Source organism: Corynebacterium wankanglinii (assembly GCF_013601005.1).
Classification (GTDB): domain Bacteria; phylum Actinomycetota; class Actinomycetes; order Mycobacteriales; family Mycobacteriaceae; genus Corynebacterium; species Corynebacterium wankanglinii.
The window spans coordinates 50,762-75,000 of record NZ_JABFED010000005.1 but is presented as its reverse complement, the minus strand read 5'-3'; the positions used below and the strand labels follow the sequence as shown (position 1 = coordinate 75,000).

At 65.7% G+C, this 24,239-nt stretch carries 19 protein-coding genes and 1 pseudogene; 7 read left to right on the top strand and 13 right to left on the bottom strand.

All coding sequences use genetic code 11. The features are described 5' to 3' along the window. Positions 1-99: 99 nt before the first annotated feature. The 5 genes from HMA55_RS07775 to HMA55_RS07755 all read right to left on the bottom strand — a co-directional run bounded on the left by HMA55_RS07775 (position 100) and on the right by HMA55_RS07755 (position 6,469). Positions 100-1,113 carry an alpha/beta hydrolase gene (locus HMA55_RS07775; RefSeq protein WP_181192484.1) on the bottom strand — a complete coding sequence of 338 codons (1,014 nt, stop codon included), beginning with the start codon at positions 1,111-1,113 and terminating at the stop codon, positions 100-102. Positions 1,114-1,179: 66 nt separating this feature from the next. Beyond that, on the bottom strand, positions 1,180-2,991 hold the full coding sequence (locus HMA55_RS07770) for a hypothetical protein (RefSeq protein WP_181192483.1): 1,812 nt from the start codon (positions 2,989-2,991) through the stop codon (positions 1,180-1,182). 25 nt (positions 2,992-3,016) lie between these two features. After that, the gene (locus tag HMA55_RS07765; RefSeq protein WP_181192482.1) at positions 3,017-4,012 is read right to left on the bottom strand and encodes a decaprenyl-phosphate phosphoribosyltransferase; all 996 of its coding nucleotides are present in this window, start codon (positions 4,010-4,012) and stop codon (positions 3,017-3,019) included. After that, positions 4,012-4,530, bottom strand: a complete 519-nt coding sequence (locus HMA55_RS07760; RefSeq protein ID WP_181192481.1) for a phosphatase PAP2 family protein — start codon at positions 4,528-4,530, stop codon at positions 4,012-4,014. Before HMA55_RS07760 ends, HMA55_RS07765 begins: the two co-directional genes overlap by 1 nt. Continuing rightward, complete coding sequence (locus HMA55_RS07755) at positions 4,520-6,469, bottom strand: glycosyltransferase (RefSeq protein ID WP_257802499.1); 1,950 nt, start codon at positions 6,467-6,469, stop codon at positions 4,520-4,522. Before HMA55_RS07755 ends, HMA55_RS07760 begins: the two co-directional genes overlap by 11 nt. Before the next feature lie 128 nt (positions 6,470-6,597). Between HMA55_RS07755 and HMA55_RS07750 the strand changes: the two genes are divergently transcribed. The 3 genes from HMA55_RS07750 (at position 6,598) to HMA55_RS07740 (ending at position 8,477) form a co-directional block, all read left to right on the top strand. Continuing rightward, the gene (locus HMA55_RS07750; protein WP_181192480.1) at positions 6,598-6,942 is read left to right on the top strand and encodes a hypothetical protein; all 345 of its coding nucleotides are present in this window, start codon (positions 6,598-6,600) and stop codon (positions 6,940-6,942) included. Between the two features lie 63 nt (positions 6,943-7,005). Further along, positions 7,006-7,851, top strand: coding sequence for a DUF3387 domain-containing protein (locus HMA55_RS07745; RefSeq protein ID WP_257802517.1), 846 nt, complete (start codon positions 7,006-7,008; stop codon positions 7,849-7,851). Next, positions 7,851-8,477: a hypothetical protein gene (locus HMA55_RS07740; RefSeq protein ID WP_181192479.1), complete on the top strand. Its 627-nt coding sequence runs from the start codon at positions 7,851-7,853 to the stop codon at positions 8,475-8,477. The genes HMA55_RS07745 and HMA55_RS07740 overlap by 1 nt, the downstream gene beginning before the upstream one ends. A gap of 106 nt (positions 8,478-8,583) precedes the next feature. On the opposite strand, the gene HMA55_RS07735 is transcribed toward HMA55_RS07740, so the two are convergent. From HMA55_RS07735 to glf, 4 genes and pseudogenes are all read right to left on the bottom strand, one after another. Then, positions 8,584-9,804 carry an ATP-binding protein gene (locus HMA55_RS07735; RefSeq protein WP_181192478.1) on the bottom strand — a complete coding sequence of 407 codons (1,221 nt, stop codon included), beginning with the start codon at positions 9,802-9,804 and terminating at the stop codon, positions 8,584-8,586. A 251-nt stretch (positions 9,805-10,055) separates the two neighbouring features. After that, a pseudogene (locus HMA55_RS07730) lies at positions 10,056-11,643 on the bottom strand (cation:proton antiporter). A 24-nt stretch (positions 11,644-11,667) separates the two neighbouring features. Next, positions 11,668-13,266, bottom strand: coding sequence for a cation:proton antiporter (locus HMA55_RS07725; protein WP_181192477.1), 1,599 nt, complete (start codon positions 13,264-13,266; stop codon positions 11,668-11,670). A 237-nt stretch (positions 13,267-13,503) separates the two neighbouring features. Then, the gene (glf, locus tag HMA55_RS07720; protein WP_181192476.1) at positions 13,504-14,694 is read right to left on the bottom strand and encodes a UDP-galactopyranose mutase; all 1,191 of its coding nucleotides are present in this window, start codon (positions 14,692-14,694) and stop codon (positions 13,504-13,506) included. Between the two features lie 159 nt (positions 14,695-14,853). Between glf and HMA55_RS07715 the strand changes: the two genes are divergently transcribed. Beyond that, a complete protein-coding gene (locus tag HMA55_RS07715) occupies positions 14,854-16,716 on the top strand; it encodes an N-acetylmuramoyl-L-alanine amidase (protein WP_257802504.1) in 1,863 nt (620 codons plus the stop codon). Between the two features lie 18 nt (positions 16,717-16,734). On the opposite strand, the gene glpK is transcribed toward HMA55_RS07715, so the two are convergent. Further along, positions 16,735-18,195 (bottom strand): glycerol kinase GlpK, encoded by a 1,461-nt coding sequence (gene glpK / locus HMA55_RS07710; RefSeq protein ID WP_181192475.1) that lies wholly within the window; start codon positions 18,193-18,195, stop codon positions 16,735-16,737. Positions 18,196-18,569: 374 nt separating this feature from the next. Here glpK and HMA55_RS07705 point away from each other — a divergent pair, with 374 nt between their 5' ends. After that, positions 18,570-19,451: a hypothetical protein gene (locus tag HMA55_RS07705; RefSeq protein ID WP_181192474.1), complete on the top strand. Its 882-nt coding sequence runs from the start codon at positions 18,570-18,572 to the stop codon at positions 19,449-19,451. Here HMA55_RS07705 and HMA55_RS07700 read toward each other — a convergent pair. Genes HMA55_RS07700 through serS form a run of 3 tightly spaced genes read right to left on the bottom strand, consistent with a single transcriptional unit; the run spans position 19,448 to position 22,364 of the window. Then, positions 19,448-20,272, bottom strand: a complete 825-nt coding sequence (locus HMA55_RS07700) for an HAD family hydrolase (RefSeq protein WP_181192473.1) — start codon at positions 20,270-20,272, stop codon at positions 19,448-19,450. The genes HMA55_RS07705 and HMA55_RS07700 overlap by 4 nt on opposite strands. 5 nt (positions 20,273-20,277) lie before the next feature. Next, positions 20,278-21,111 carry a lysophospholipid acyltransferase family protein gene (locus HMA55_RS07695; protein ID WP_235961860.1) on the bottom strand — a complete coding sequence of 278 codons (834 nt, stop codon included), beginning with the start codon at positions 21,109-21,111 and terminating at the stop codon, positions 20,278-20,280. Next, a complete protein-coding gene (serS, locus tag HMA55_RS07690) occupies positions 21,111-22,364 on the bottom strand; it encodes a serine--tRNA ligase (RefSeq protein ID WP_181192472.1) in 1,254 nt (417 codons plus the stop codon). The genes HMA55_RS07695 and serS overlap by 1 nt, the downstream gene beginning before the upstream one ends. A gap of 80 nt (positions 22,365-22,444) precedes the next feature. On the opposite strand from serS, the gene HMA55_RS07685 reads away from it, so the two are divergent. Next, positions 22,445-23,173 (top strand): GntR family transcriptional regulator, encoded by a 729-nt coding sequence (locus HMA55_RS07685; RefSeq protein WP_181192471.1) that lies wholly within the window; start codon positions 22,445-22,447, stop codon positions 23,171-23,173. A gap of 9 nt (positions 23,174-23,182) precedes the next feature. Next, entirely contained in the window at positions 23,183-24,238 is a 1,056-nt protein-coding gene (locus tag HMA55_RS07680; RefSeq protein ID WP_181192470.1) for a septum formation family protein, read from the top strand. The last annotated feature ends 1 nt before the right edge of the window (position 24,239 follow it).

Sequence of the window (24,239 nt, the reverse complement as noted above, 5' to 3'; positions counted from 1 at the left end):
ACGGGGCAGGAAGCTCCCCACCCCAGACAACGGAAAACCGGCCGCCCGCCACATCGTGCAGCAGGTAGCCGGTTCCGGATGAAAGGGCTAGCGCGAGCCCTACCAGGCGTTCATCACATTCAGGATGCGGGCCCGGTTGGCCTCGAGCTGGCTGCCAAACTGGTCCCAGTTGTGCAGGCCGGTCGGAGTGAACACCGCAGTGTGCTTCACACCGGTCGCCGTCGCCTTCGCGGACCACGCGCGGGTGGTCGCGTTCGCCACACTCTCCAGCGCAATGCCGGCGGCGCGGTGCTGCGGCAGGTACTTCGCGTCGGCCGGGCCCGGCACGCCGGAGCCTGCGGAGACGTAGACGTCCCTGCCGCGCAGGTTGCCCATGTTCAGGAACGGATCGTTTTCAAAACGGCGCGGGTTCAGCGAGGAACCCCACATGGCGTTGATGTTGTACAGCCCGCCGTCGAGAAGCGCGGCGCGCAGCGCGGTCTGGCCCCCCGGAATGGTGGTGGTCAGGTAGCCGGAGAAGGACAGCACCTGGCGGAACTGGTTCGGGTGCAGCGCGGCGAGGTTGATCGCGGCGGTGCCGCCCATGGAAAGGCCCAGGATGGAGTTGTTCGTGGGCGAGACGCCGAAGTGCTGCTGCAGGTACGGCGGCAGCTCCTTGGTCAGGAAGGTGTCCCACTTGTAGGTGACCGGGTGGTTGAAGTCGTAGGTGGCCGGGGCGTTCCAGTCGGTGTAGAAGGAGGACTGGCCGCCGACCGGCATGACCAGGGTGATGTTGTTGTCCTTGAAGGTGCGGGCCGCGTTGACGTCGTTGACCCACGCGTTGGTGATCTCAGTCGCACGCAGGCCGTCGAGCATGTACAGGCCCGCGTTACCGCCGCGCTGGGCGGGCTGGATCTGGACGGTGATGTGGCGGTTCATCGCCGGCGACCACACCGTGCAGCGCTGCACCCAAAAACCCACTCGGTCCCACTCGCAGTGGCCGGTTGAGTCCGGGCGCAGCCAGTCGCGGTTCGCCGCAGATGCCTGCGGGGCACCGACCACCGCCGCCAGTCCGGTCAGCAGGGCCATCAGCAGCGCGGTGAGCTTGCGGCGCACGGAGTTCTTGGCGTTCATAGATCCCCTCAAAACGTGTTTTCAGGTAAAAGACACGTTCACGTTACCAATTCGAAACATGACCCGCTATTTACCGCTCCCCGCCTCCACCGGCCAAGCGATGCGCGGACCCTCAAGCCCCGGGTCCTCCCCACGGCGGATGGCGCGACGGGTCTCGGCGTCGATGTAGACGCCCGGATCGGGGGAAAGCTGCAGCGTGCGGCCGTCGGTAAGCGAGTAGCGCACGTTGGCCCAGAAGCGATCCCAGCTCATGGGTTCGCGGGAGGTGGCCAAAAGTTCCGAGATCTCGGGGCTGCGCAGCGCCGCGCGGGCCTGCTTGGCACGCAGGGTGCTGATGAATTGGGGGAGCCCGTCGAGGTAGGTATCGGTGTCGGCCGCCTGCCACGCGGGGTCGAGCTGTTTGTCGTGGCCGACGCGCCCGTCGGGGTCGCGCGGCATCCGGGCCGCGATGGGGGTGGCCAGGCCGACGGTGTCCAGCACGCGGACGCTGAGGGGCGCATTCATGCTCGTCATGCCCAGGTTGATCAAGTAGGCCGTCATCGGCAGGTCGCTCAGGTCCGTCTCCCGTTCCTCGCGGTCGCGGTAGAACCACCGGTAGATCTCCGGGTCGGCGGAGACGTACGCGAGGTTGAGCTGGGCTGCGTCGGCCTCCGCCCCGTCACTGACCGCCTCCTGCCAGTTCTGCATCAGTTTCGAGCCCAAGAAGTCTTCGGCGTAGCGTGGCGGGTCCGTCAGCTCGCGGCCGACGGCGAGCGTCCAGAACTCGCGCTCGTCCACGATGCCGAGCTCTTTTTCCCCCGTCTGGTACGCCTCCCAGTCAATGGGGTGCGCGCGCACGACGGTGACACACGCCCACACCACCACGGCGGTAGCGATGGCTGCGCCGATGCGCGTGTACGGCACGGCCATTGCTGGCAGCAGCAGCGCGAACAGGGGCAGCAGCCACATGCGGCCGTGCATGAAGTCGCCGCCCACGCGCAGCACGTAGAGGACATGGACGAGGGAGCATCCGGCCACCACCAGCACAATTGCTAATCGACGTCCTCCGGTCCCCCGCAGCATCCACCCCACCAACGCGGCTGCAGCCATAACGGGCAGCCACAGCCAGTAGTAGCCCACAAAATCCCAGAAGTACTCGAACCCCCGCACCCATTCGGAGTCCGACGCCGACTTAGCAACGGCGGTGTGCGGGGTGAGCAGCCCGTAGTAGCCCATTCGGAACAGCTGGTACGCCGCGGGCACGGGCAGCGCCGCGGCGAGGATGCCGGCGGCCTTGCGCGGGCTGTACGCCAGCAGGAGAATGCCGGTCACGCCGCCGTACAGCGCCAACTCGGGGCGCACCAGCCACGACAGGCCGCACCAGAACGCAAGGAAATACCCCGCCTGGGGCGCGCGGCGCCGCAGCGGCGAAGCCCAGGCCACAAGCGCCGCCCACCACACCGCGATCCACAACAGCGACAGCCCCCACTCCAGGCCGGAGGTGGCGAAGTCGCGGGCGGGTGGCAGTGCCAGGTAGATAACAATGCCTAGCGGGATGACCGGACCAACCTTGCCCCAAAACCTGCCGGTAGCGTAGGTAGCGACCGCCGCGGCGGCGACGGTGAAGATGAGCGCGAGCCACATGGCCACGTCTTCTAGGCGGGCCCCGGTGAGCCAGCCGAACGCCGTGATCAGGTACTGCCACAGCGTGGAGGTGTTCGCCTCCACGCGCTCGCCGGCGTTGAATACGGGGCCGTTACCGGCGAGCAGGTTGCGCACGGTGCGCAGGACAATCAGCCCGTCGTCGGACATCCACCGGCGCGCCCAGCCGCCCCAGAATGCGAACACGCCCGCAATTGCGGCTGCGACGAGCGCGGACAGGCGGGCGTGTTTGGTCATTGGGATGATGTTAGTGGGTGTCCGCCTACCAACCTAAGTTCGGCACCACGTACACGGCCATGACGATGCAGAAGATCCAGGCGAGGGCGAGCAGCTGCAGGACACGGTCTTCCAGCGCGATCTCGTCCGGCGCGCCGCCCTGGCCACCGTCCACCACGGAGGCGTAGCGCAAAATCGCGATGACGAAGGGCACCATGGACACCTGGTACCAGATCGCCGCGGTGCCCTCGACCGCGTTGGAGAGCTGGAAGCCCCACAGCGCGTACGACATCACCACCGCGGTGGCGGAGAGCGTCCACACGAAGCGCAGGTACGTCTCGGTGTAGCCCTGCAACGCGCGGCGGATCTCCGCGCCGGTTTCCTTGACCAGCAGCAGCTCCGCGTAGCGCTTGCCGGACGCCATGAACAGGGACCCGAACGCGGCCACCAGCAGGAACCACTGGGACAGCTCGATGCCCGCGGCCACGCCGCCGGCCATCGTGCGCAGCATGAAGCCGGAAGACACGAGTGCGATGTCGATCACCGGGATGTGTTTCCATCCGAAGCAGTACCCCAGCTGCAGGGCGATGTAGATGCCGATGACCCAGGCCAGCGAAGCGCCGTCGGTAGCCAGGAGTGAAAGGCCGAGCGCCAGCGCAATGAGGATCGCCGCCATGGCGTACGCCAGGTTGATCGGCAGCATGCCGGAGGCGATCGGGCGGAAGCGCTTGGTGGGGTGGCGTCGGTCGGACTCGACATCGCGGGCGTCGTTGATCAGGTAGATCGAGGACGCGCCGAAGCAGAACACCACGAACGCGAGCAGGATATCCACGGCGGTGCGCGAGCTGAACGAGTCCGCACCGGCCGCCAGGGGCGCGGCGAGCACGAGGACGTTTTTCACCCACTGCTTGGGCCGCAGGCCCTTGATCATCGCGTCCGGCAAGTTCTTCGGAGGCGTCTTCTTCATCACCTGGTCAACACCGGAGGTGTGCGGCTCCGACTTGATCAGGGGCTCGTCCACGGGTTCACGGGTGTGTGCCACTAGATCCTCTTCTCTACCTCGATAGCCGCCTTCGCCGTCGCCACCCCAAGGGCCGCGCCTGCGAGGGTGTCGGTTGGGTAATGCACGCCGAGCACGTTACGCGACAGCATCATCACCGGCACGAGCAACCACGGCCACTTTGTGCCCGTGATGTCCGCCAGGTGCGCTGCGGCCGCGCCCGTGTTCGCGGCGTGCGACGACGGGAACGATAGCTGCGACGGCGTTTTCACCCCGATCTTCACTCGCGGATCGTTCGGCCGCGGGCGGCGCACGATGCGCTTGAGCACCACGGTCGCGGCGTGCGCGGCGAAAGTGCCGGCGCCGAGGGCGAGCCACTTGCGACGCTTTTGCCTATCGACGTCCCCAACGCTCGTTGCGATGGCGCCAGCCGTCGCAACCGCAAGCCACCCCAAATCGTGCTCGCCGAAGTGGCTCAGCGCGCGGGCCGCCTTCGCGGTTCCCGGGGTGTACAGCGCGTCCTGGATGGCGACGAGCAGGTCGGTTTCCTTACTGGGCATCGAAAATCCTTCCCCAGTTCTCGTGGCTGCTCAGCTCACCGCGCGCGTCGCGGTACTGACGCTTCAGCTCCGGCCAGCGCTCCTTGATCTCGGCTCGCAGCTGCTTCTGCTCCGCCACCAGCGTGTCGGCCAGTTGCTTGTCGCGCTTGCGGAAGGCCACGCCGGTGCCGCCCGCGGTGGACACGGTGGCGGAATCCACTCGCGCCAGGGCGTACCAGCGCGCCTCGTCGGCGGTGAGGTTGAGCTGCGGCGCGTCCCAGTGCGCGCGGTCCTCGTCCTTACGCTGGTGCAGCAGGGCTTTGGCCGCCCACGGCAGCTTCTTCACCTTGGCCAGCCGCCCGCCGAGCTTGCCTGTGGGAACGCCCGGCGCGCCGGTGGGCGCGGGCAGCGCGGTCGCCGACGGCAGGACCTGCGCGTCGGAGTACTCCTTACGGATCGCCTGAATCCGCGGCAGCGAGGATTCGAGAATGTCGAAGAGCTGATCCGGCCCGGCGAGGAAGTCGCGCATCGCCTCGTTCTGGATCGCGATGGTGGAGTATTCCATGCACACGTAGTGCTTGTACGTGGACTTTTGCATGTTCTTCAGCATCGCGTCCGGCCGCTCGGGCCCGTAGATCGAAGCCACGATGAGGCGGTTGCGCATGTGGAAGTACGCCTGCCAGTCAATCGCGTCGTCCTTGTCGGCCCACGCCATGTGCCAGATGGCCACGCCCGGCCAGGTGACCGTCGGAAAGTCTGCTTCTTTGGCACGCAGGGCGTACTCGTTGTCGTCCCACTTGATAAACAGCGGCAGCGGCAGGCCCATCTTCTCCGCCACCACGCGGGGGAACAGGTTCATCCACCAGCCGTTGTAGTCCACGTCGATGCGGCGGTGCAACGGGCGCGAGGTGGTCTTGCGCGGGTCCAGGTCCTCTTCCTCGGTGCCGACGTAGCCGAGCGGGTACTTGGCAAAGTCGTGGTCGTACACCGCGTGCTTGGCGGCGGAGAACATGAAGATCTCCGGGTCCACGGTCTCGCCGGTGGTGCGCAGCTGCGAGCGGTCCTGCAGGTTGAGCATCTGCCCGCCCACCAGGATCGGCTGTGCCGCGTAGCGCGCGGCCTGCACGGCGCGGACGATGGAGTCCGGCTCGATGGCGATGTCGTCGTCCATGTACAGGATGAACGGCGCGTCGGTGCGGTTCAGCGCCTCGTACATGATGCGCGAGTAGCCGCCGGAGCCGCCCAGGTTGCCCTGCTGGAAAATCTCCAGCTTGCCGTTCAGGTTCTTCTCCGCTTCGGCGAAGTCCGGCTCGTCCGCCGGGTGCTGGTCGCCCTGGTCGGGCATGAGCACGTTGCTGATGCAGGCTTCCACGTACGGGTCTTCCGCCAACGCGTGCAACGCGTTCACCGCGTCGCGCGGGCGGTTGAACGTCGGGATGCCGACCGCGACCTGTTTGGGCTGGGGTTCGACCACGGTGCCGTCGTCAAGCACCTGCTCTTTTGGCTCCTGCGGGGAGCACCACGCGGCGTCCGTGATGCGGGTGTCGTCCTCGGCTGTGACGTCGAACCACAGCCAACCGCCGTCTTCGAAGTTGCCCAGCTTAAGCGGGATTTCGGTGTACCCGCTGGCCTCGACGTTAGTGACGCTGATGCGGGTGCCGTCGTGCTTGGAGCGGTACACGGAGATAGTCGCGCGGCCCTCGACCTCCATGGCTAACACCACGGAATCTAGCTGCGACCAGCGGCGCCAGTAGCTCGCAGGGAAGGCGTTGAAGTACGTCTCGAAGGAAACCTCGTTACCCGCCGGGATCTCGAAGCTCGTGCGGTCCGACCAGCGCAGGCGCTGTTTGTTGTGCTCCTGCTCGATGAGGTACAGCATGCGCACGTCGTGCGGCTCGCCCTTCTTCGGCATGAGGACGCGCGCGAGCGTGTCCACGGCGAGGGTCTTGCTTGTCTCCACAGCTCTCACTTTCTGTTGTGGGCAGTCGGAGTCCAAGCGTAATCGCTGGGTGGCAAATCCCCCGGTGTGGCTCGCGGGGTGTCATCCTTTCCACCGCATCACGGGCCAGCTCCCGTAGGCTCGGGCCTATGCAATCTTCCGACTACGACGCCGACGGCCTCCCCCGCTCCTCCGGCCCCGCCGGCTCCCCCGGCCGCTACTACGCCATCGGTGGCGCCTTGATCGTGGTCGCTGTGCTGTCGTTCGCCTTCCTCTCCGGCGCGACCGCCGTCTTCGTCGGCATCGCCGCCGCCGTCGCTGGCGCAGTGTTCGTGCTGATGGGCGTTCAAGGCTCCGGCGACCGGCAACCCGACGCGCTGGAGCAGGAGTACTACGGCACGCAAGGTGGCCAAGGCAGCGTCCTTCCGGACCCGGCTGCCGACTACGACTGGGACGGCAACTTCAAACGCGAGTTCGGCGGAGACGGGCGGTAGGCGGGGGCAGTCGGCTAGCGTCGAGATGACCCACTTTCTCCGTCTTTAAGGTGAAGTTCGTGAATACTCCTAGCGCTCCTCGACCAAAATTCCAGACTCCCGCTGAACTTCCGACGCTTGCGGCGAAAGACCTCAAGGACGTCTACTGCGCAGTCTGACGTGCGTTTCTACTCAGACGTGCGCAACCAGCTAATCAAGATGGAAGCCGCCGATCGCCGTGCAAACGGGGAGCCGCTGAGCGATGAGATCCTCACTCTACTGAGCCAACTCGTTGTCGATTCCACCGTGTCGTCGGAGGTCGTCGACGTTTACGGCGAAATAGGCCGGGACCTGCCCAACCTGCAGGAGTTGAACATCGATGCGCTGAACCTCAAGTCTAAGGACGAATCCGAGACAGCATTGCTTATCGACGCCCTCCGGCGCGCCCTCCTCCAAGAATCCCGCAACGCCACCGGCAACAACGAGGTAAGAGCGAAGCAGTTCTCCGAGCGCATCCGCGAGCTGATGAACCGCTACACCAACCAGCAACTCACCTCGGCGGAAGTGATCGCTGAACTCATCGAGCTGTCCAAGGAAATCGTCGCGGAGAGCAATCGCGGTGAACAATTCAGCCCTCCGCTGAGTAATGACGAGCTCGCGTTCTACGACGTGATGGCCACCAACGGATCTGACGACGAAGTGCTCGAAGACGACGTTCTGGCGCAGATCGCCCGCGACCTGGTGGCTACCCTTCGCCGCGACGCCAAGACGGACTGGACCGTGCGCGACGATGTCCGCGCCAAGCTTCGGCGCTCCATCAGAACCCTGCTGCGCAAGCACAAGTACCCGCCGGAAAAACGCAACGAAGCCGTCGTGCTCGTCGTCGAACAGATGGAACGCTTCGCACCGCGCTGGTCGGAGGCAGCGTGATGGATCTCCACCGCGAGTTTCCTGTTCCTCCCTCAGATATCCATAGATATGAAACGCTGATGACCTCTGTTGCCAGGCGGCTGCTGGAGGCACAGACGCTTTGCGATGCTGCCCAGGATGAACGGGATGTCATGTACTCCGCACTACAGATCAGAATGGCAATCGAAGAGGTCGGTTATGCCTCGTTCGTGGGGAACCGATCCTTCCTCGCTTCGGTGGCCAAGCGGGATCCTAAAAAATGGAAAGACGTTCGCAATCATTTACGCAAACATAACGCTAGCTACTGGCCTGTAGGCTACATCGCCTTGGAGGATTTCGGCACGGGCCAGTTGTGGTTAAGGCACCCTGACGCGCTATCCGAAGAAGAGAGTGTCAGGGAATGGGGTCATCTCAGTCGCATCCTTCACGCAAATCCCCTTGCAATTGAGCACGTTGACTGGCAGCAAGAACTCGACTATCAACGCAAACTTCTTGGGAGATTCTTCTGTCTGATAACTAAGCACTTTGTCGAACTCCACGGCCAACCATTCACTTTCGCCTGTGAGCTTGACGATGAAAGAGTACGCATCATTGGGTACCGAGACGATGATCGCCTTTTAACGACTGTCGGAGAAATTGGAAGATAACAATTCACAAGTGAAGATCTCGCATTCGCAGAAAAAGCTTTTGCCTCCGAGTAGCGTTAGGCCCCTACACAGCGTCGAGCAACCCTCACGAGCGATGTTTTATGTGCTACGGCCCCAGTGCCCCGATCGGAATCACTGCGACACCGTCACTCCGGCGGAGTGCGGGTCCTCCTGAGGTGATCACCACCAAGGCCGGGTTGTCATCGAGGTGGCCCGCGAACCGCTTGAGTGTGTCAGCTGCATGCTCAATCACCTCCGGGGTGTAGCCCAGTTTCACTTCGACAAGCACGTCACGGCCGCCGACGTTCGCGACAGCGTCGACCTCCAGCTTCGTGTTCAGCCGGGCATGATAGACCGTTCTGCCTGTGAGCGCCCGCAGTTCGTGCACCACGAGAGACTCGAAGAGTTGGCCGAAGTAGGCAGGATCCCGGAGCAGGTGCTCCGGCCCACGATCGAGTGCAGCCATGGCGAAGGAGGGGTCTGCGAGGTGGCGCTTCGGAGCCTTCCGCAACGTCGCCTTGGAACGGAGGTGCGTGAACCACGCGGGCTGATCCACGGAGACGAAGATGCTCGCCAGCGCATCGAGATAGTCCCGTGTGGTCACTCGCGATGAATCGGAATCGGTCGCAATGGTTTGCAGCTCCAGCTCGGTTCCGACGCCCCGAGCAAGCGAGCGGATCATCCGCCTCACGCGCTCAGAGTCACGATTCACCCCGCCAGGAGTGTGGATGTCCACGTCCGCGACAGTCTGTACGTAGTCCCGGACGTTTTCCAGAGCGTCTTCGAGCGGTAGACCAACGTTGTAGGGTAAGCCGCCTCGGCAAACCCGTTCTGCCAACTCGGGCAGCGTCAATGATGGGGCGGCGAACGGCAACGGGTCACCAGCAACCACCGCTGAAAGCGAAACGGACCCATCAGATTCACCGGTTTCAAACAGCGTCATCGTCGACATGGTCATGCGAGCAAACCGGCCCGCGCCCGAGTGGCTTGTCGCATCGGCCCCGGGTGCAGTCGAACCGGTGAAGATGAACTGCCCTTTCGCCCGGCGCTCATCAATCGTGTGTCGTGCAAAATCCCAAAGGCGCGGTTGCAGCTGCCATTCATCGATCAAGCGCGGTGTCGCCCCATGCAGTAACAGCCGTGGATCCGTTTCCATGGCCAGCCACACCCCGGGATCAGTCTCCACATTGAGGAAACTCGCGGCCTGCTGCTTCGCCGTCTCGGTCTTTCCGCAACCCTTCGGCCCCTGAATCAACACCCCGCCCTGCCGGCGCAGGGCCTTCTCCAGTTCACCATCCGCTAGACGCGGTAAATACACGCCACTCATAGGCATGCATCGTAGCAGCTAGAAGACTCAGGTTTACATTTTGAAAGCGTGTTGATTTACATATTGAAAATGAGTTGATTTTCATATCGAAAGCCGTTTGGTTGTCATTTTGAAAACGAAGGCTGTTGGCGATAGCGCATGGCAGGCCCAAAAAACGGGCAGTCTTCTGCCTAAATCGGCGCGTTGAGCGCCATCGCTGTATGGCGTCGGGTGACCTGCGGGCCGAAGGGGCGTCGATAAGCGAAAGGCCCCTACCGCAACCGCCGGGGAGGCGCGAGAGCGTCGCGCTCCGCGGCGAAAACCATGACGTCGAGCTCCGCGAGCACCGCGTCGACATCCGCGGGGTTGTAGCGGCGCTCGGTGCGCGCCTTCTCCAGCTCGGCGGTGGCGGCTGCGAGGGCCATGTTCTGCACCTCGATCGCCGCGGTCGATGCAGCTTCCAAAGCTTCTCGACGCTGCTTCGCTCCCTCCGGGTGCACGTGGCGGCGCGCTGCAAGCGCGTCGAGCCATTCCTGGACCATGAAGTACGATTCCGGCGCGAGTTTCGGGCCATGCTCCTGGACAGCGCGGCGCGCGGCCTCGTACGCGCGGGTGTTCAGCTCGGCAGCCACGTTGTCGCCGTTCGCATCGGGCCCGGCGTCGAGGTTGAGACGGTGCACGAGCCACGGCAGTAGCAATCCCGGAATCACCATGGTGAAGGTGAGCACGCTCAGCGCGATAACGGAAAGTTCGTGGTGGTAGGGCATGATGCCAGCCGGGATGGACAGCACCAGCGCGAGGGTGACAAGGCCGCGCATGCCGGCCCACGTCATCAGTAGCACCTCCTGCATGCGCAGGGGCGCGACGTCGGTGCGGTTCATGCGTTTCTTGAATTGGTAAAGCACCCACATGGAGGCAAAGCGCACGACAAAGGCGACGATTGAGAGTGCCAGTCCGATGCCGACGGCTTCCCATACCATCGTGCCGGCGGTGTCGATCGCCTCGCGCACGCTCATGCCGATCAGCCCGAACGCCAGGCCGGTGAACACCAGCTCCACGGTCTCCCAGACGGAGTGGCCGGACAGGCGGTCCGCGGCGGTGAAGGAGGCGCGCGAGGACATTTCCACGGCGGCGATAACGATAGCGATGACACCCGAGGCGTGGAGCTCCTCGGCCGCCATATAAATCGCGAACGGCAGCACCCAGGTAAACGCGGTGCGGGTAGCGGAATCGTGGACCGAGTTGACCACGAACGCCGCCACACGTCCCACAACCAGGCCAATCACCACCGCAACTACTGAGGAGTAGAGGAACTTCAGCGCACCGTCGGCGAAATTCACATCCCCGCCGGCGATGAGAGCTGCGAGCGCTACGTTAAACGCGACGATCGAGGCCGCGTCGTTGAACAGGCCCTCAGTCTGCAGCGTGCCCGTGATGCGTTTCGGAATGCCGGCCGGGCCCGCCACCGCGTCCACCGCCACCGGGTCCGGCGGCGCAATCGCTGCGGCCAATACCATCGCCGCAGCGAGTCCGATACCCCGGCATGAGCCACATGGCCGTGGCCGTTAGCGCGGCAATGGTGAGGAAGACCAGCACCACCGACTTGACCAGCACCACGTGCACCTGCGCGCGGATCATCGCCCAGCTCGTGCGGCGGGCAAGGGACCACAACAGCGGCGGGATGAAGATCGGCAAAATCAGCTGCGTATCCAGGCTCACCGTCTCGATGCCGGGGATGAACAGCACCGGAGCCACCACGATGGTCAGCAGCGCCGACCATGGAAGGCCGGTGCGCTCGCCGAGCGCGGAGGCGAAGACGGTGGCCAGCACGAGGCCGATGATCATGAGAAAAACTGCCACCCGGTCGGTGTAGAGGCGAGACGGTTACTCTTCCGGCTCCCACTTGACCATCGTGCTGGGTGCGGCGAGCGCGCTGCGGTCGCGGGCGAGGATCAGCTTGTCCAGGTCTGCCAGCACCGCGTCGACGTCGGCGGGATTGTACTGGCGCTCGCGGCGGGCCTGCTGCAGCTCCCTGCTCGCGGCCCGCAACGCCACCTCCTGCATTTGCGCCGCCCCAGCGCGTGCACGCTTGAAAGCCTCCTTGCGCTCCTCGGATCCCTCCGGGTCCTGTAGGCGCTTCTCCGCAATGGAATCGAGCCACTCCTGCACCATCGCGTAGGCCTCCGGCGCGAACTCCTCGCCGTGCTGCTTCACTGCCTTGCGCGCGGCGGCCCACGCGCGCTGGTTCAGCTCCTCAACGGCCTTGTCCCCTCCCGGCCCGTTTTGCAGGTCGAGCTTGTCCACCAGCCACGGGAGCAGCAACCCGGGCACCACCATCGTGCAGGTGAGGACGGTCAGGGCGATAACGGAGAGCTCGTGGTGGTAACCCGTCGCCGACGCCGGGATGGACAGCACCAGCGCCAACGTGACCAGGCCGCGCATGCCCGACCACGCCATCAGCAGCACCTCCTGTAGCCGCAGCGGGGAGACGTTCGTGCGGCCGCGCTTCGTGTTCATCTGGTACAGCACCCACATCCAGCCGAAGCGCACGGCGAACGCCACGACGGACAGCACCACGCCGACCTGCACCGCCTGCCAGATGTGCGTGCCGGCGGTGTCGATGGCGTCGCGCACGCTCATGCCAATCAGGCCGAACGCGACACCGGTGAACAGCAGCTCCACCGTTTCCCAGAAAGAGTGGCCGGTGAGGCGGTCCTCGGCCGTCATGGCGGAGCGCGAGGACATCTCTACCGCCGCGATGACGATGGCAATCACGCCCGAGGCCTCGATCGCCTCAGCGCCGGCATAGATGGCAAACGGGAGCACCCACGTGAATGCGGTGCGGATAACGGAGTCAGGCACGGAGTTGGCGAACATGGCGGCGAGCCTGCCCACCACCAGGCCGATGACCACAGCGGCGATCGCCGCGTAGAGGAATTGGAAGAACCCTTTGCTGAAGTCCACTTCACCGTGCGCCACCGCCGCCGCCATGGCCACGTTGAAGGTGACGATGGAGGCGGCGTCGTTGAACAGGCCCTCCGTCTGCAAGGTGCCGGTGATGCGTTTCGGGATGCCGGCCGGGCCTGCCACCGCGTCCACAGCCACCGGGTCCGGCGGGGCAATCGCGGCGGCGAGCACCATCGCGGTGGCCAGGCTCAGGCCGGGCAACATCCACATCGCGGTGGCGGTGAGCGCAGCGATGGTGAAAAACACCAGGATCACGCTCATGGTCAGCACCACGTTGAGCTGGGAGGCGATCTGCCCCCAGCTGGTGCGTCTCGCCAGCGACCACAACAGCGGCGGCAAGAAGATCGGGAGGATGAGCTCCGGCGAAATGGAGACCGTGTCGATACCGGGGATGAAAATCACCGGCGCCACCACCACGGTCAGCAGCGCCGGCCACGGCAGGCCTGTGCGTTCACCGATCGCGGCGACGAAGACGGTGGCCAGCAACAATCCGATGAGTGCTATGAAAGTTCCCACGGAGGGTCAGTGTACGGCCAGACGGACTCGGTGTGTGGCGCGGTGGCTGGCGCCCGCCGCGTGGCCATGTCTCGTCGGTTACGGACACGGCCGTCTAGCGGCTGACCCCTCCCTGCTAGACGAGCCGCGCTTTCGGGTCCCACCAGTAACAAGCGAGCTGAGCAAACGTAAACGAGTAAGCCGGGAGGTATAGCAGCTCCCCACCCGCTGCTATACCACCCGCGGAACCTCGCGCCCCTAGTGCCCGCGGGGCTGGCTCAAGGGCGCACCTGACTCGAAGAACGGGCGCAGCTGGTTGTCAAACAGGGTCAGCGCCGCCGCGATCGCCATGTGCATGTCCAGGTACTGGTAGGTGCCCAGCCGGCCGCCGAACAGGACGTTGTTCTGCTCGGATTCGTCGGCAGCGAGGCGTCGATAAGCTTCGAGCTTCTCGCGATCCTCCGGGGTGTTGATCGGGTAGTACACCTCGTCGTCGTCCTCGGCGAAGCGGGAGTATTCCTTCACGATGACCGTTCGATCAGAGGGGTACTCGCTGCGCTCCGGGTGGAAGTGGCGGAACTCGTGGATGCGGGTGTACGGCACGTCCGCATCGTTGTAGTTCATCACAGGCGTGCCCTGGAAGTCGCCGACCTCGAGCACCTCCTGCTCGAAATCCAACGTGCGCCAGCCCAGGCGGCCTTCGGCGTAGTCGAAGTACTGGTCCAGCGGGCCGGTGTACACCACCGGAGCGTCGGGGCTCTCGGCGCGGACCTCGTCGCGCACCTCGAACCAGTCGGTGTCCAGGCGCACATCGATAAGATCCGAGGAAGCCATGCGCTCCAGCCAGGCCGCGTACCCGTCCACCGGCAGGCCCTCGTAGGTGTCGTTGAAGTAGCGGTTGTTAAAGGTGTAGCGCACCGGCAGCCGCGAGATGATCTCCGGCGGCAGGTCCGTCGGGTCGGTCTGCCACTGCTTGGCGGTGTAGTGCTTCACAAACGCGTCGTACAGCGGCTTGCCAATCAGCGCGATGCCGCGCTCCTCCAAGTTCGTCGCGGCGGCCGGGTCGAGGCCCTCGCGCTGCTCCTCGATGAGCTTTTTCGCCTCTTCCGGCGAGTAGTAGCGGCCGAAGAACTGGTTGATCAGGCCCAGGCCCATCGGGAACTGGTACGCCGTGCCGTCGTGCATGGCGAACACGCGGTGCTGGTAGTCCGTGAAGTCGGTGAAGCGGTTGACGTACTCCCAGACCCGCTCGTTGGAGGTGTGGAACAGGTGCGCGCCGTATTTGTGCACCTCGATGCCGGTTTCCGGCTCGTTCTCGCTGTAGGCGTTGCCGCCGATGTGGCTGCGTTTTTCTACCACCAGCACGCGTTTGCCCAGCTCGCTCGCCGCCTGCTCGGCCACCGTGAGGCCGAAGAAACCCGATCCAACAACAATGAGGTCGTATGCCATGGGCTCCATTTTCGCACAGTTGCCTATCGACGAGGCTTCGCCACGACACACCCCGATAGTCTCAAGTCTTTCTTGAGACTTGAACTTCCACTACACTACGCTTCTGTCACATTTGCCACTGCTGTCGCAGTGAACTTTAAACGTCTCAGGAGTATTTCCGTGCATCAACGTCGCAGCATCCAGGGTGGCGCGGCCCGACCCGCCCGGGCCGCGATCATGCCCGTGATCGTGTCCATCCTCCTCGTCATCGCCCTTGTCGCCGCCAACGCGTTCAGCGGCAACCGCATCCTCCAGGTCCAATCCCTCGGCGGAAACGCCCCGGAGGTCTACACCACCTCCGAATCCTTCGCGTCCGGCGCGAACATCACCGTCGACGACGCCGCAATCCGCACCCAGGGCGGCGAAGACCAGGTGCGACGCGTGGTCAAGGAATTCAGCAACGACCGCGAGTTCTCCCTCGTTGGCCTGACCTGGAACGGCGACCGCGACGTGGCCGCCTACGTCCGCTCGCAGCGCCCGGACGGCTCGTGGTCCGAGTGGTTCCAGATGGACCAGCTGGACCCGCAGGCGGGCAGCGACAAGTTCGGCACCGAGCCGATCTACGTGGGCCGCACCACACGCGTCCAGGTCTCCACCGGCAACGTCGACCTCCTCGAAGACGGCCGCGCTGTCTCCTCGGCACCTACCACCGCAAACGATATTCAGGCGGTGTTCCTGGACGGCGGCTTCGGCAACGCCGAGGGCGGCATCCAGCCGGTTGCGGACTCCTACACGTGGGGCATGCCCAAGGTGATCACCCGCGCGCAGTGGGGGGCGGGCCGCAGCAGTGCGCCGTACTACAGCGAGCCCACCACGGCCGCGACGGTGCACCACACTGCGGGCTCTAACGACTACTCCGAGGCCGAGGCACCGGGCATTGTCCGCGGCATTTGGAACTACCACGCCAACAACCTGGGCTGGGGCGACATCGGCTACCACGCCCTGGTGGACAAGTACGGCAACATCTACGAAGGCCGCGCCGGCGGCATGGACCGCGGCCCCCAGGGCGCACACGTGGGCTCCTTCAACCAGAACACCTGGGGCGTGTCCATGCTGGGCAACTACCAGGTGGCTGAGCCGACCCCGGCCGCGCTTCGCGCCATGGGCGAGATCATCGGCTGGAAGGCCGCGGTGGCAGGCTTCGACCCCACCGGTTCCAGCTACCACTACGCGGAGGGCAACTTCCGCGGCTCCAAGTACGCCGCAGGCCAGGGCGCGATGTTTAACAACATCAACGCTCACCGGGACTTCCACTACAACACGTGCCCGGGCGACAACCTGTACTCCAAACTGCCGACGATCCGCGCCACCGCCGCAATGAAATACCGCACGCTGCTCGCGGGGGACCGGGCCGGAGCCGGGTCGATCTTCGACCGCAGCACGCCGACCACCGCCGCCCCCGCGCCTGCACCGGCCGACCCGCAGCAACCGCCCTCCGTTGACGGGACCCTCGCGGCCCTGTCCTCCGGCGACCCAACCGCCATCGCCACGGTGGCGGGCACCGCCATCGGCCTGGTACTGCTGTTCCTGGCCAGCCAGGACAAGCTGCCCACCGTCAACACCATGGGCGAAGTGCAGGTCTTCGAGGGCCTGACCCTCGCGCAGGCGGCCGCCCTGGCTAAGCAGATCAGCCCGGCAGTCGCACCGACGCTCAACGCGTTCGGTTCCAGCGACGCCGCCCAGGTATGGACCACGCTCGAGCCCACCCTGGGCAAGCTGGTCGCCGGAGTTGGCGGCCCGACCGGCCCGGCCGTAGCCCTCTACTCCAACGGCATCGGCGCCCGCAACGATCAAGGCGAGATCATCGCCCTCGTCGGCAAGATCGCGGAGGCCTGGCTACAACAGGGCCTCGACGCCGGCCCGCTGGGCATGCCGGTGGGCAAGGCCTTCAACCCCACCGCCGACACCGTGCGCGTGGACTTCGAAGGCGGCTTCATCACCTACAACCCGTCCACCAACGCGGTGGACATCAACGCCCGCTAGGCCCTCGCACACTCGGGCCTAGGCCAGGTTCAGGCAGCGGGCGACCGCATCCTCCCACGCGGCAACGAGCCGGCCCCGTTCGGGGCCGGCCATTTCGCTTTTCCAGGTGGTGGCGGAACCGAGCGTGAGCGGTTCGTCGAGAAGCGAAATGCCCATGCCTGCCGCCGACGCCGCCCCCATGACCGTGGTCTCCGTGTTCGCGGGGCGTACGACGTCGATCCCCAGAACGTCCGCCTGCATCTGCATGAGCAGGTCGTTCGTGGTCATCCCGCCATCCACCTTCAGCGCGGTCGGCTCGCCGCCCATCGCGCACACCACCTCGCGCGCCTGGAGGCACGTCGCCTCCAGCGCCGCGCGAGCAATGTGCCGCCTATCGACGAACCGGGTCAACCCCACGATCACACCCCGCGCGTCGGGGCGCCACCGCGGCGCGAACAGTCCCGAGAACGCCGGCACGATCACCACTCCCCCGCTGTCCTCGACCTGGCTGGCCAGCGTCTCCGACTCCGCGGCGGTGCGCAAGATGCCCAACTGGTCACGCAACCACTGGATGAGCGAGCCGCCCACCGCCACCGACCCCTCCTGCGCGTACACCGGCGGCTGGCCCTGCACCTGGTACGCCACCGTGGTGAGCAGCCCATTCTCGCTGAACCTCGGAGTGGTTCCGGTATTGAGCAGCATGAACAGGCCGGTGCCGTACGTCATCTTCGCGTCGTTCTCGCGCAGCCCACCCTGGCCGAACAGCGCCGCCTGCTGGTCGCCCAGCACACCGGTGATGGGCACACCCGCCAGCGGCCCGCGGCGGCGGATCTTGCCGAAGCTGCCTACCGACGCGCGGATCTCCGGAAGGATCTGGCGGGGGATGCGGAGCTCGTCGCAAAGCTGCTTGTCCCACTGCAACGTCTCCAGGTCCATGAGGAGGGTGCGCGACGCGTTCGTCACATCGGTGAGGTGCAGCGCCTGCTCCGGTTCCTTCGCACCCCCTGTGAGGTTCCAGATCAGCCACGTATCCATCGTGCCCGCGAGCAGCTCGCCCCTCTCAGCGCGCTCGCGGGCGCCTGCGACGTTATCCAGGATCCACGCCCACTTCGGCGCCGCCGGGTAGGAGTTGTGCAGCAGACCGGTCTTACGCAGGTATCTCGCCGGGTCCCCATCGTGGTTCGTTCGCGTGTCCTGCCACACGATCGCGTTGTAGATCGGCTTGCCCGTTGCTTTGTCCCAGATCACGGCCGTTTCGCGCTGGTTAGTCACACCGAGCGCGTCGATGTCCTGCTCGCTGATGTCCTTGTCCGCCAACGCCTCGCTCAGCGCCCGGCGCGTGTTGCGCCAGATCTCCATCGGGTCGTGCTCGACCCAGCCTTTCTGCGGCATGTGCTGGGCGTGCTCGTACTGCGTTTGGGCGATGACCTTGCCGTCGGTGCGTGTGATGTACACGCGCGTCGACGTCGTGCCCTGGTCAATCGCCGCAATCAAAGCCATGCGCGCGATTCTATCGGGGCGGGTTCTGTTGCCCCCGGGCGCGGCCTGTGCGCTCGGCGCGTGGTGCTGCCCTGGCCCCGAGCGGTATAGCACGGCGGCAACGCGGTATAGCACGGCAACGTGGTATAGCAGCGCGCCGGCCCTGCTATACCACGTGTTGCTTATTGAATCCGCGGTTCATTACCACCTGGGGAAACAAACCGGCGAACCCATGGTGGTATAGCGGCACCGCCCACCCTGCTATACCACCCGCTCCCGAGAACAACCCTGGCCCGCCAATCCGCTCCCGAGAGCAACCCTGGCCCGCCAATCCGCTCCCGCAAACCGGGCATTCCGCGTGGACGGCCCGCGCCACGCGTGGGATACTTCCGCACATGGGGGGAATAGCAAACAAACGCCAGGCTGAGCTGGATCTGATCCAACGGGTCGCCGCGCAGTGCAAAACCGCAGTCATTACCGGGCCGGCTGCTGCTAGGTGGCTCGATTTGTCCACGTTGAACTGGGTGACCAGTGTTGATCTCGCACTCCCGGGTGGATCGCGGTCCTGGGGGAAGACGTACCCGGACAGGATCTACCGCAGTGGCCGCCTGCTGGACCACGAGCACCTGGTGCACGACGGCATCCGCACCGCCACCGCCATCCGCGCGATGTTCGACACGTTCCGCTACTACGGCCGCATGGAAGCGCTGGTGCAGATTGAGTCGGCGCGTTTTAAGCACGAGCACCTGACCACGGAGTACCTGCTGGCCAAGGCGGCAACGCTGCCTCATGCCCCGGGGATCCGGCCGTTCCGGGCGCTGATCGAGCATTCAACCGACACTTCGGCCAGCCCGCTGGAGACCCGGTTGCGGGACACGCTCCTTCAAGCCGTGGCATCGGGCCTGCTTAAAGGGGTGGAAACGCTCGAGTTTCAGGTCGGTTTCCGAATCGTCGACGCGGACGGGTGGCCCACCGTCGCCTGGGCGGACGCGCTGATCAACGGGTTCCTCGTGCTCGAGGCGGACGGGCGCGAGAAGAACAGCGGCGCGATGGGGGATGCGGCAGATGCTTTACGACGTGAACGTCACCGCGAAACCCAACTCCAGAATCGCGGCGCCGTGGTGCGCCGCGTGGGGTGGGACGCCGGGAGCTGGGGCACTGTCATCGCCGGGGTGCAGCAAATCATCAACCACCACCCCGGGGTGCACCAGCTGCCTAACCGGATAGACACGCCGTACCGGGTGTGGCTGGCGGATCTGGAGCGGAGCGCGGGTTAGAACCAGCGCTCGAGTACTCGTGCCACGCCGTGTTCATCGTTGGTCAGTGTGGTTTGGTCAGCCGCCTCGCGGAGCACATCCTTCGCGTTGCCCATGGCCACGCCCGTGCCGGCCCAGCGCAACAGCTCGAGGTCGTTGGGCATGTCCCCGAATGCGATGGTTTCCTCGGCACTGACGCCATAGTGCTCGGCGAGGAACCGCGCCCCGGCGGCCTTGTCCACGCCGGGGCAGGAGATTTCGATCAACCCCTCGTCCATGGAATACGTCACATGCGCGAGCTCTGGATCCACGGATGGCGCGATGCGCTCGTACATCTGCGCCGACGTCATGGAGGAGCAGCGGACCAGCAGTTTCGCGGCGGGCTGGCTGATCAGGTCGGCGGTGTCGGTCACGCCGAAGCGGCTGTCCCATGCGTCCCGGTTGTACTCGGGGTTGATGATGAAGCACTCTTCCTCGGGGTCGAACGCGGAGGAGCCAACCCGCTCCACGCCGTAGCCGTGCGGCACCCCGGAAAGGGCGCGCTCCGCCACCGCGACGACCTCGGCCATCGCAGACGGGGCAAGTTCGAAGGCGTGAAGCACACGATCCGAAGCTGGGTCGTAGACCACCGCCCCGTTGGCGCAGACGCATACGGGGGACAGCGGCAGCTGCTCCAGCACAGGAAGGAGCCAGCGGTGCGGCCGCCCCGTGGCCAGGCCGAAGTGGGTGCCGGATGCAACCGCGCGGGTGACTGCTGCGCGCAGGCGCCCGGTCACGCGACCGGCGGAGGTGATGAATGTGCCGTCGATGTCCGAGATGATCAGGCGCGGGGCGGAACGCATGCCGATCAGCGCTTCCTGTGTTTCTTTTGGGCCTCGCGCGCGGCGCGCTCTCGGGCGTAGATCTTGTCCGCCTCCTCGACAGTCGGGGCGGTTCCCCCAAGGGCCACCGGCATCCAGGGCTCGCCGGCACCATCGTGGAAAAACTCGGCGTACTGGGCCCGTGAGGCGTCGAGAAGCAGCTGCATCTGGCGCTTGAGCTCGGCGGTGTCGGCGTCTGCGTCGCCGGTGAGCGCGACGGGCTCACCGTAGCGGACGATCACGGGCACGTTGGTTAAGTGCTTGGGCAGGTCCTTCGTCCATATGCGCTGGGACCCCCAGATCACGCACGGGATAAGCGGCACCCCGGCCTGATGCGCGATACGGGCGGCACCGGTTTTGAAGTGCGCGAGCTCGAAGGAGCGGGAGATGGTGGCTTCGGGGAAGATGCCGACCAGGTTGCCGTCTTTGAGCATCTGCACCGCCGGCGCGATGGAGTCGCCTCCGCGGGCGCGGTCCACGGGCACGTGCTTCATCACCTTGAGCAGTCGGCCGAGGACTGGCACGTCGAAGACGGACGCCTTCGCCATGAAGCGCACGAGACGCTCGCCGTGCAGGAATGGCCCGGTGCCTAAGAGGATGAAATCCGCGTAGCCGGTGTGGTTGCCTGCGAGCAGGGCTCCGCCGTGGGCCGGGATATTCTCGGCGCCGATGACCGTGACGTCGATCTTCGCTGCACGCATGACGCGGCGCGTGAAACCGACGAGGCCCTGGTAGAACCGCTCGACCGCTTCGTCCCGGTTGGCGGCGATGCCCTCGTAGAGGCCGGGAACAAAAAAGCCGCGGTATCGGCGCATATCCATTACGGCGCGAGCACTTCCTTACCCACCCACGGGCGCAGCGCCTCAGGCACGCGCACGGAGCCGTCCGCCTGCTGGTTGTTTTCCAGGATGGCCACGAGCCAGCGGGTTGTGGCCAGTGTGCCGTTCAGCGTTGCGGCGATCTGGGTCTTGCCGTCTGCGTCGCGGTAACGCGTGTGCAGGCGGCGGGCCTGGAAGGTGGTGCAGTTGGACGTGGAGGTGAGCTCGCGGTACGTGCCTTGGGACGGCACCCACGCCTCCGTGTCGAACTTGCGGGCGGCGGAGGAGCCGAGGTCGCCCGCGGCGACGTCGATGATGCGGTAGGGCACTTCAACGGCGGCGAGCATGTCGCGCTCAAGCCCCAGCAGCTTCTGGTGCATCTCCTCGGCGTCCTCGGGCTTGCAGTACGCAAACATCTCGAGTTTGTCGAACTGGTGGACGCGCAGGATGCCCTTGGTGTCTTTGCCGTAGGACCCGGCCTCGCGGCGGAAGCAGGAGGACCAGCCGGCGTAGAGCAGGGGCCCGTCGGACAGGTCGATGATCTCGTCCTGGTGCAGGCCGGCGAGGGCGACCTCGGAGGTGCCCACCAGGTACATATCGTCCCGCTCGAGGTAGTAGATTTCCTCGTCGTGCGCATCGAGGAAGCCGGTGCCCTGCATGACCTCGGGGCGCACCAGCACCGGCGGGATCATCACCTTGAAGCCGGCCTCGCGCGCCTTCTGAGCGGCGAGCATGAGCATGCCGAGCTGCATCCAGGCACCGTCGCCTGCGAGGTAGTAGAAGCGCGCCCCGCCGACCTTGGTGCCGCGCTTCATGTCGATGATGCCGAGCGCCTCACCCAGGTCCAGGTGGTCTTTGACCTCGAAGTCGAACTCCGGCACCTCACCGACGTGCTCGAGCACCACGAAGTCCTCTTCCCCGCCTGCGGGGGCACCTTCGATGACGTTGGCGATGGAGTACTGCAGCGCTGTCAGCTTCTCCGCCGCCGCGGCTTCGGCCGCCTCGGCTTCTTTCACGCGGGCCTTGAGTTCGTTCGAGCCCTCCAGCAGCGCCGGACGATCCTCGGGAGCGGCCTGGCCAATCTTCTTGCCAAACGCCTTCTGCTCGGAACGCAGCTCGTCGGCCGCCTGGATGGCGGCGCGGCGTGCCTCGTCGGCGGCCAACAGCTCGTCTACAAGCGCAGGATCTTCGCCGCGGGCTCGCTGGGACTCGCGGACGGCCTCGGGGTTTTCACGCACACGCTTCAGATCAATCACGCTTGCACACTTTACCTTGTCCCCCGAGACGGGCACGGCACAACAGCATCCGGTCATAACCAGTGCGCTATGGTGGGCCTATGATCCCCCCGATCACAGACGGCCCCGTCCCCAAGCACGAGCAGCTGCGCTCGATTCTGGAGTCCCGCATCGCCGCGGAGTTCTCCCCCGGCGACCCGCTTCCCGGCGAGCGGGCGCTGGAGGAAGAATACGGTGTCTCGCGCATCACCGTGCGCCGCGCGATCGGGGATTTGGTTGCGGCGGGCCGCCTGCGTCGTGTGCGTGGCAAGGGCACGTTCGTCGCCCCGGCGCCGCTGGTGTCGCGCCTGCACCTGGCCAGCTTTTCGGATGAGATGCGGGCGCAACGCGTGGAGGCGTCGTCACGCATCCTGCTGTCTGAACGCACCACGCCGCCGGAGGAAGTCGCCGAGTTCTTCGGCACCGCGCCGAACACCACGCACATCCGCTTGCGCAGGCTGAGGCTTGGCGACGGCGAGCCGTACGCCGTCGACGACGCCTGGTACAACGCAACCCTCGTGCCTGACCTGCTGGAAAACGATGTTTACCACTCCGTGTACACCCTGCTGGACAGGCACTACGACCTGGGGGTGACGGAGGCGGAACAGACCGTCACTGCCGTCACCGCCGGCCCGGACAACGCCCCGCTGCTGGACGTGGAGGAGGACACTGCACTGCTCCACATCGTCCGTTATGCCCGGTCAGACACGCATAACGTGGAGTTTTGTTCCTCGGTGTACCGCACGGACCGTTACCGGCTGACTACTCGGGTTGCGCGCGAAGTGGAATAATGGGGCTCCATGGCTTCGAAACAGAGTGCGCTCCGCTCCTTCCTGATCGCCGCGCTGGCGGGCTCTGTCGCCGCGGGCACCTACACTCTGGCCGCCGAGACGTCCGACAACTCCAACTCGGCAGCCCCCACCACGGCGAGCTCGACCGCGCCGGCGGAGGAGATCGCGTCCTTCACTACCGCCGACGCCGGATCCTGCCTGACGTGGCAGGTGGCGGAGGACGGCACGATCTCCTCCTTTGAGCAGGCGGATTGCAACGGGGAGCACCGTTTCGAGGTGTCGCTGCGCCAGGATCTGGCCACGTACCCCACCGCCGAATTCGGCCCGGAGGCCCCGATGCCGAACCAGACGCGCCAGGCCCAGCTGCGCGAGGAACTCTGCGGCGTTGGCACCCTGCGCTACCTGGGCGGGAAGTACGACCCGAACGGGCGCTACTCCATCGCCCCGATCCTCCCGCCGGCGGACGCGTGGCAGCGCGGGGACCGCACCATGCTCTGCGGCCTCCAGGAGACGAACCGGGCCGGCGAGCCGATCCTCACCGCCGGGCGTGTGGCCGATCAAGACCAGGCGCGCGTGTTCGAGGCTGGCCAGTGCGTGGCCATCGACGCGGCTAACACGCTCACGGCCGTCCCCTGCGCAGACCCGCACCAGCTGGAAATCACCAGCCAGGTCTCCCTCGCCGAGGTCTTCCCCGACCGGACCCCCACAGTCGAGGACGAGGACAGGCACCTCCAGGATGTCTGCACCGCCGCCGCGCAGGATTACCTCGGGGGCGAGGAGAACCTCTACCAAGTCGCATTGCGCCCGTTCTGGACCACGCAGACACCCGCCGCGTGGGAAGGCGGTTCCCGCAGCGTCAACTGCGCGCTCATGTTCTCGCGCCCGGAGGGCCAGTTTGCAACGTTGACGGGCTCCGCCACGCAGGGCCGTGGGCAGTTGCTTATCGACGACGCTCCGCCCCCCGAACGCCCAGCCCGCCGCCCCCTGCGCGAGCAGCAGGCACCCCCAGCGCCTGTGCCACCCGCGGGTGCAGATCAGGCCCCCGGCCAGGCTCCGGTGCAGTAGC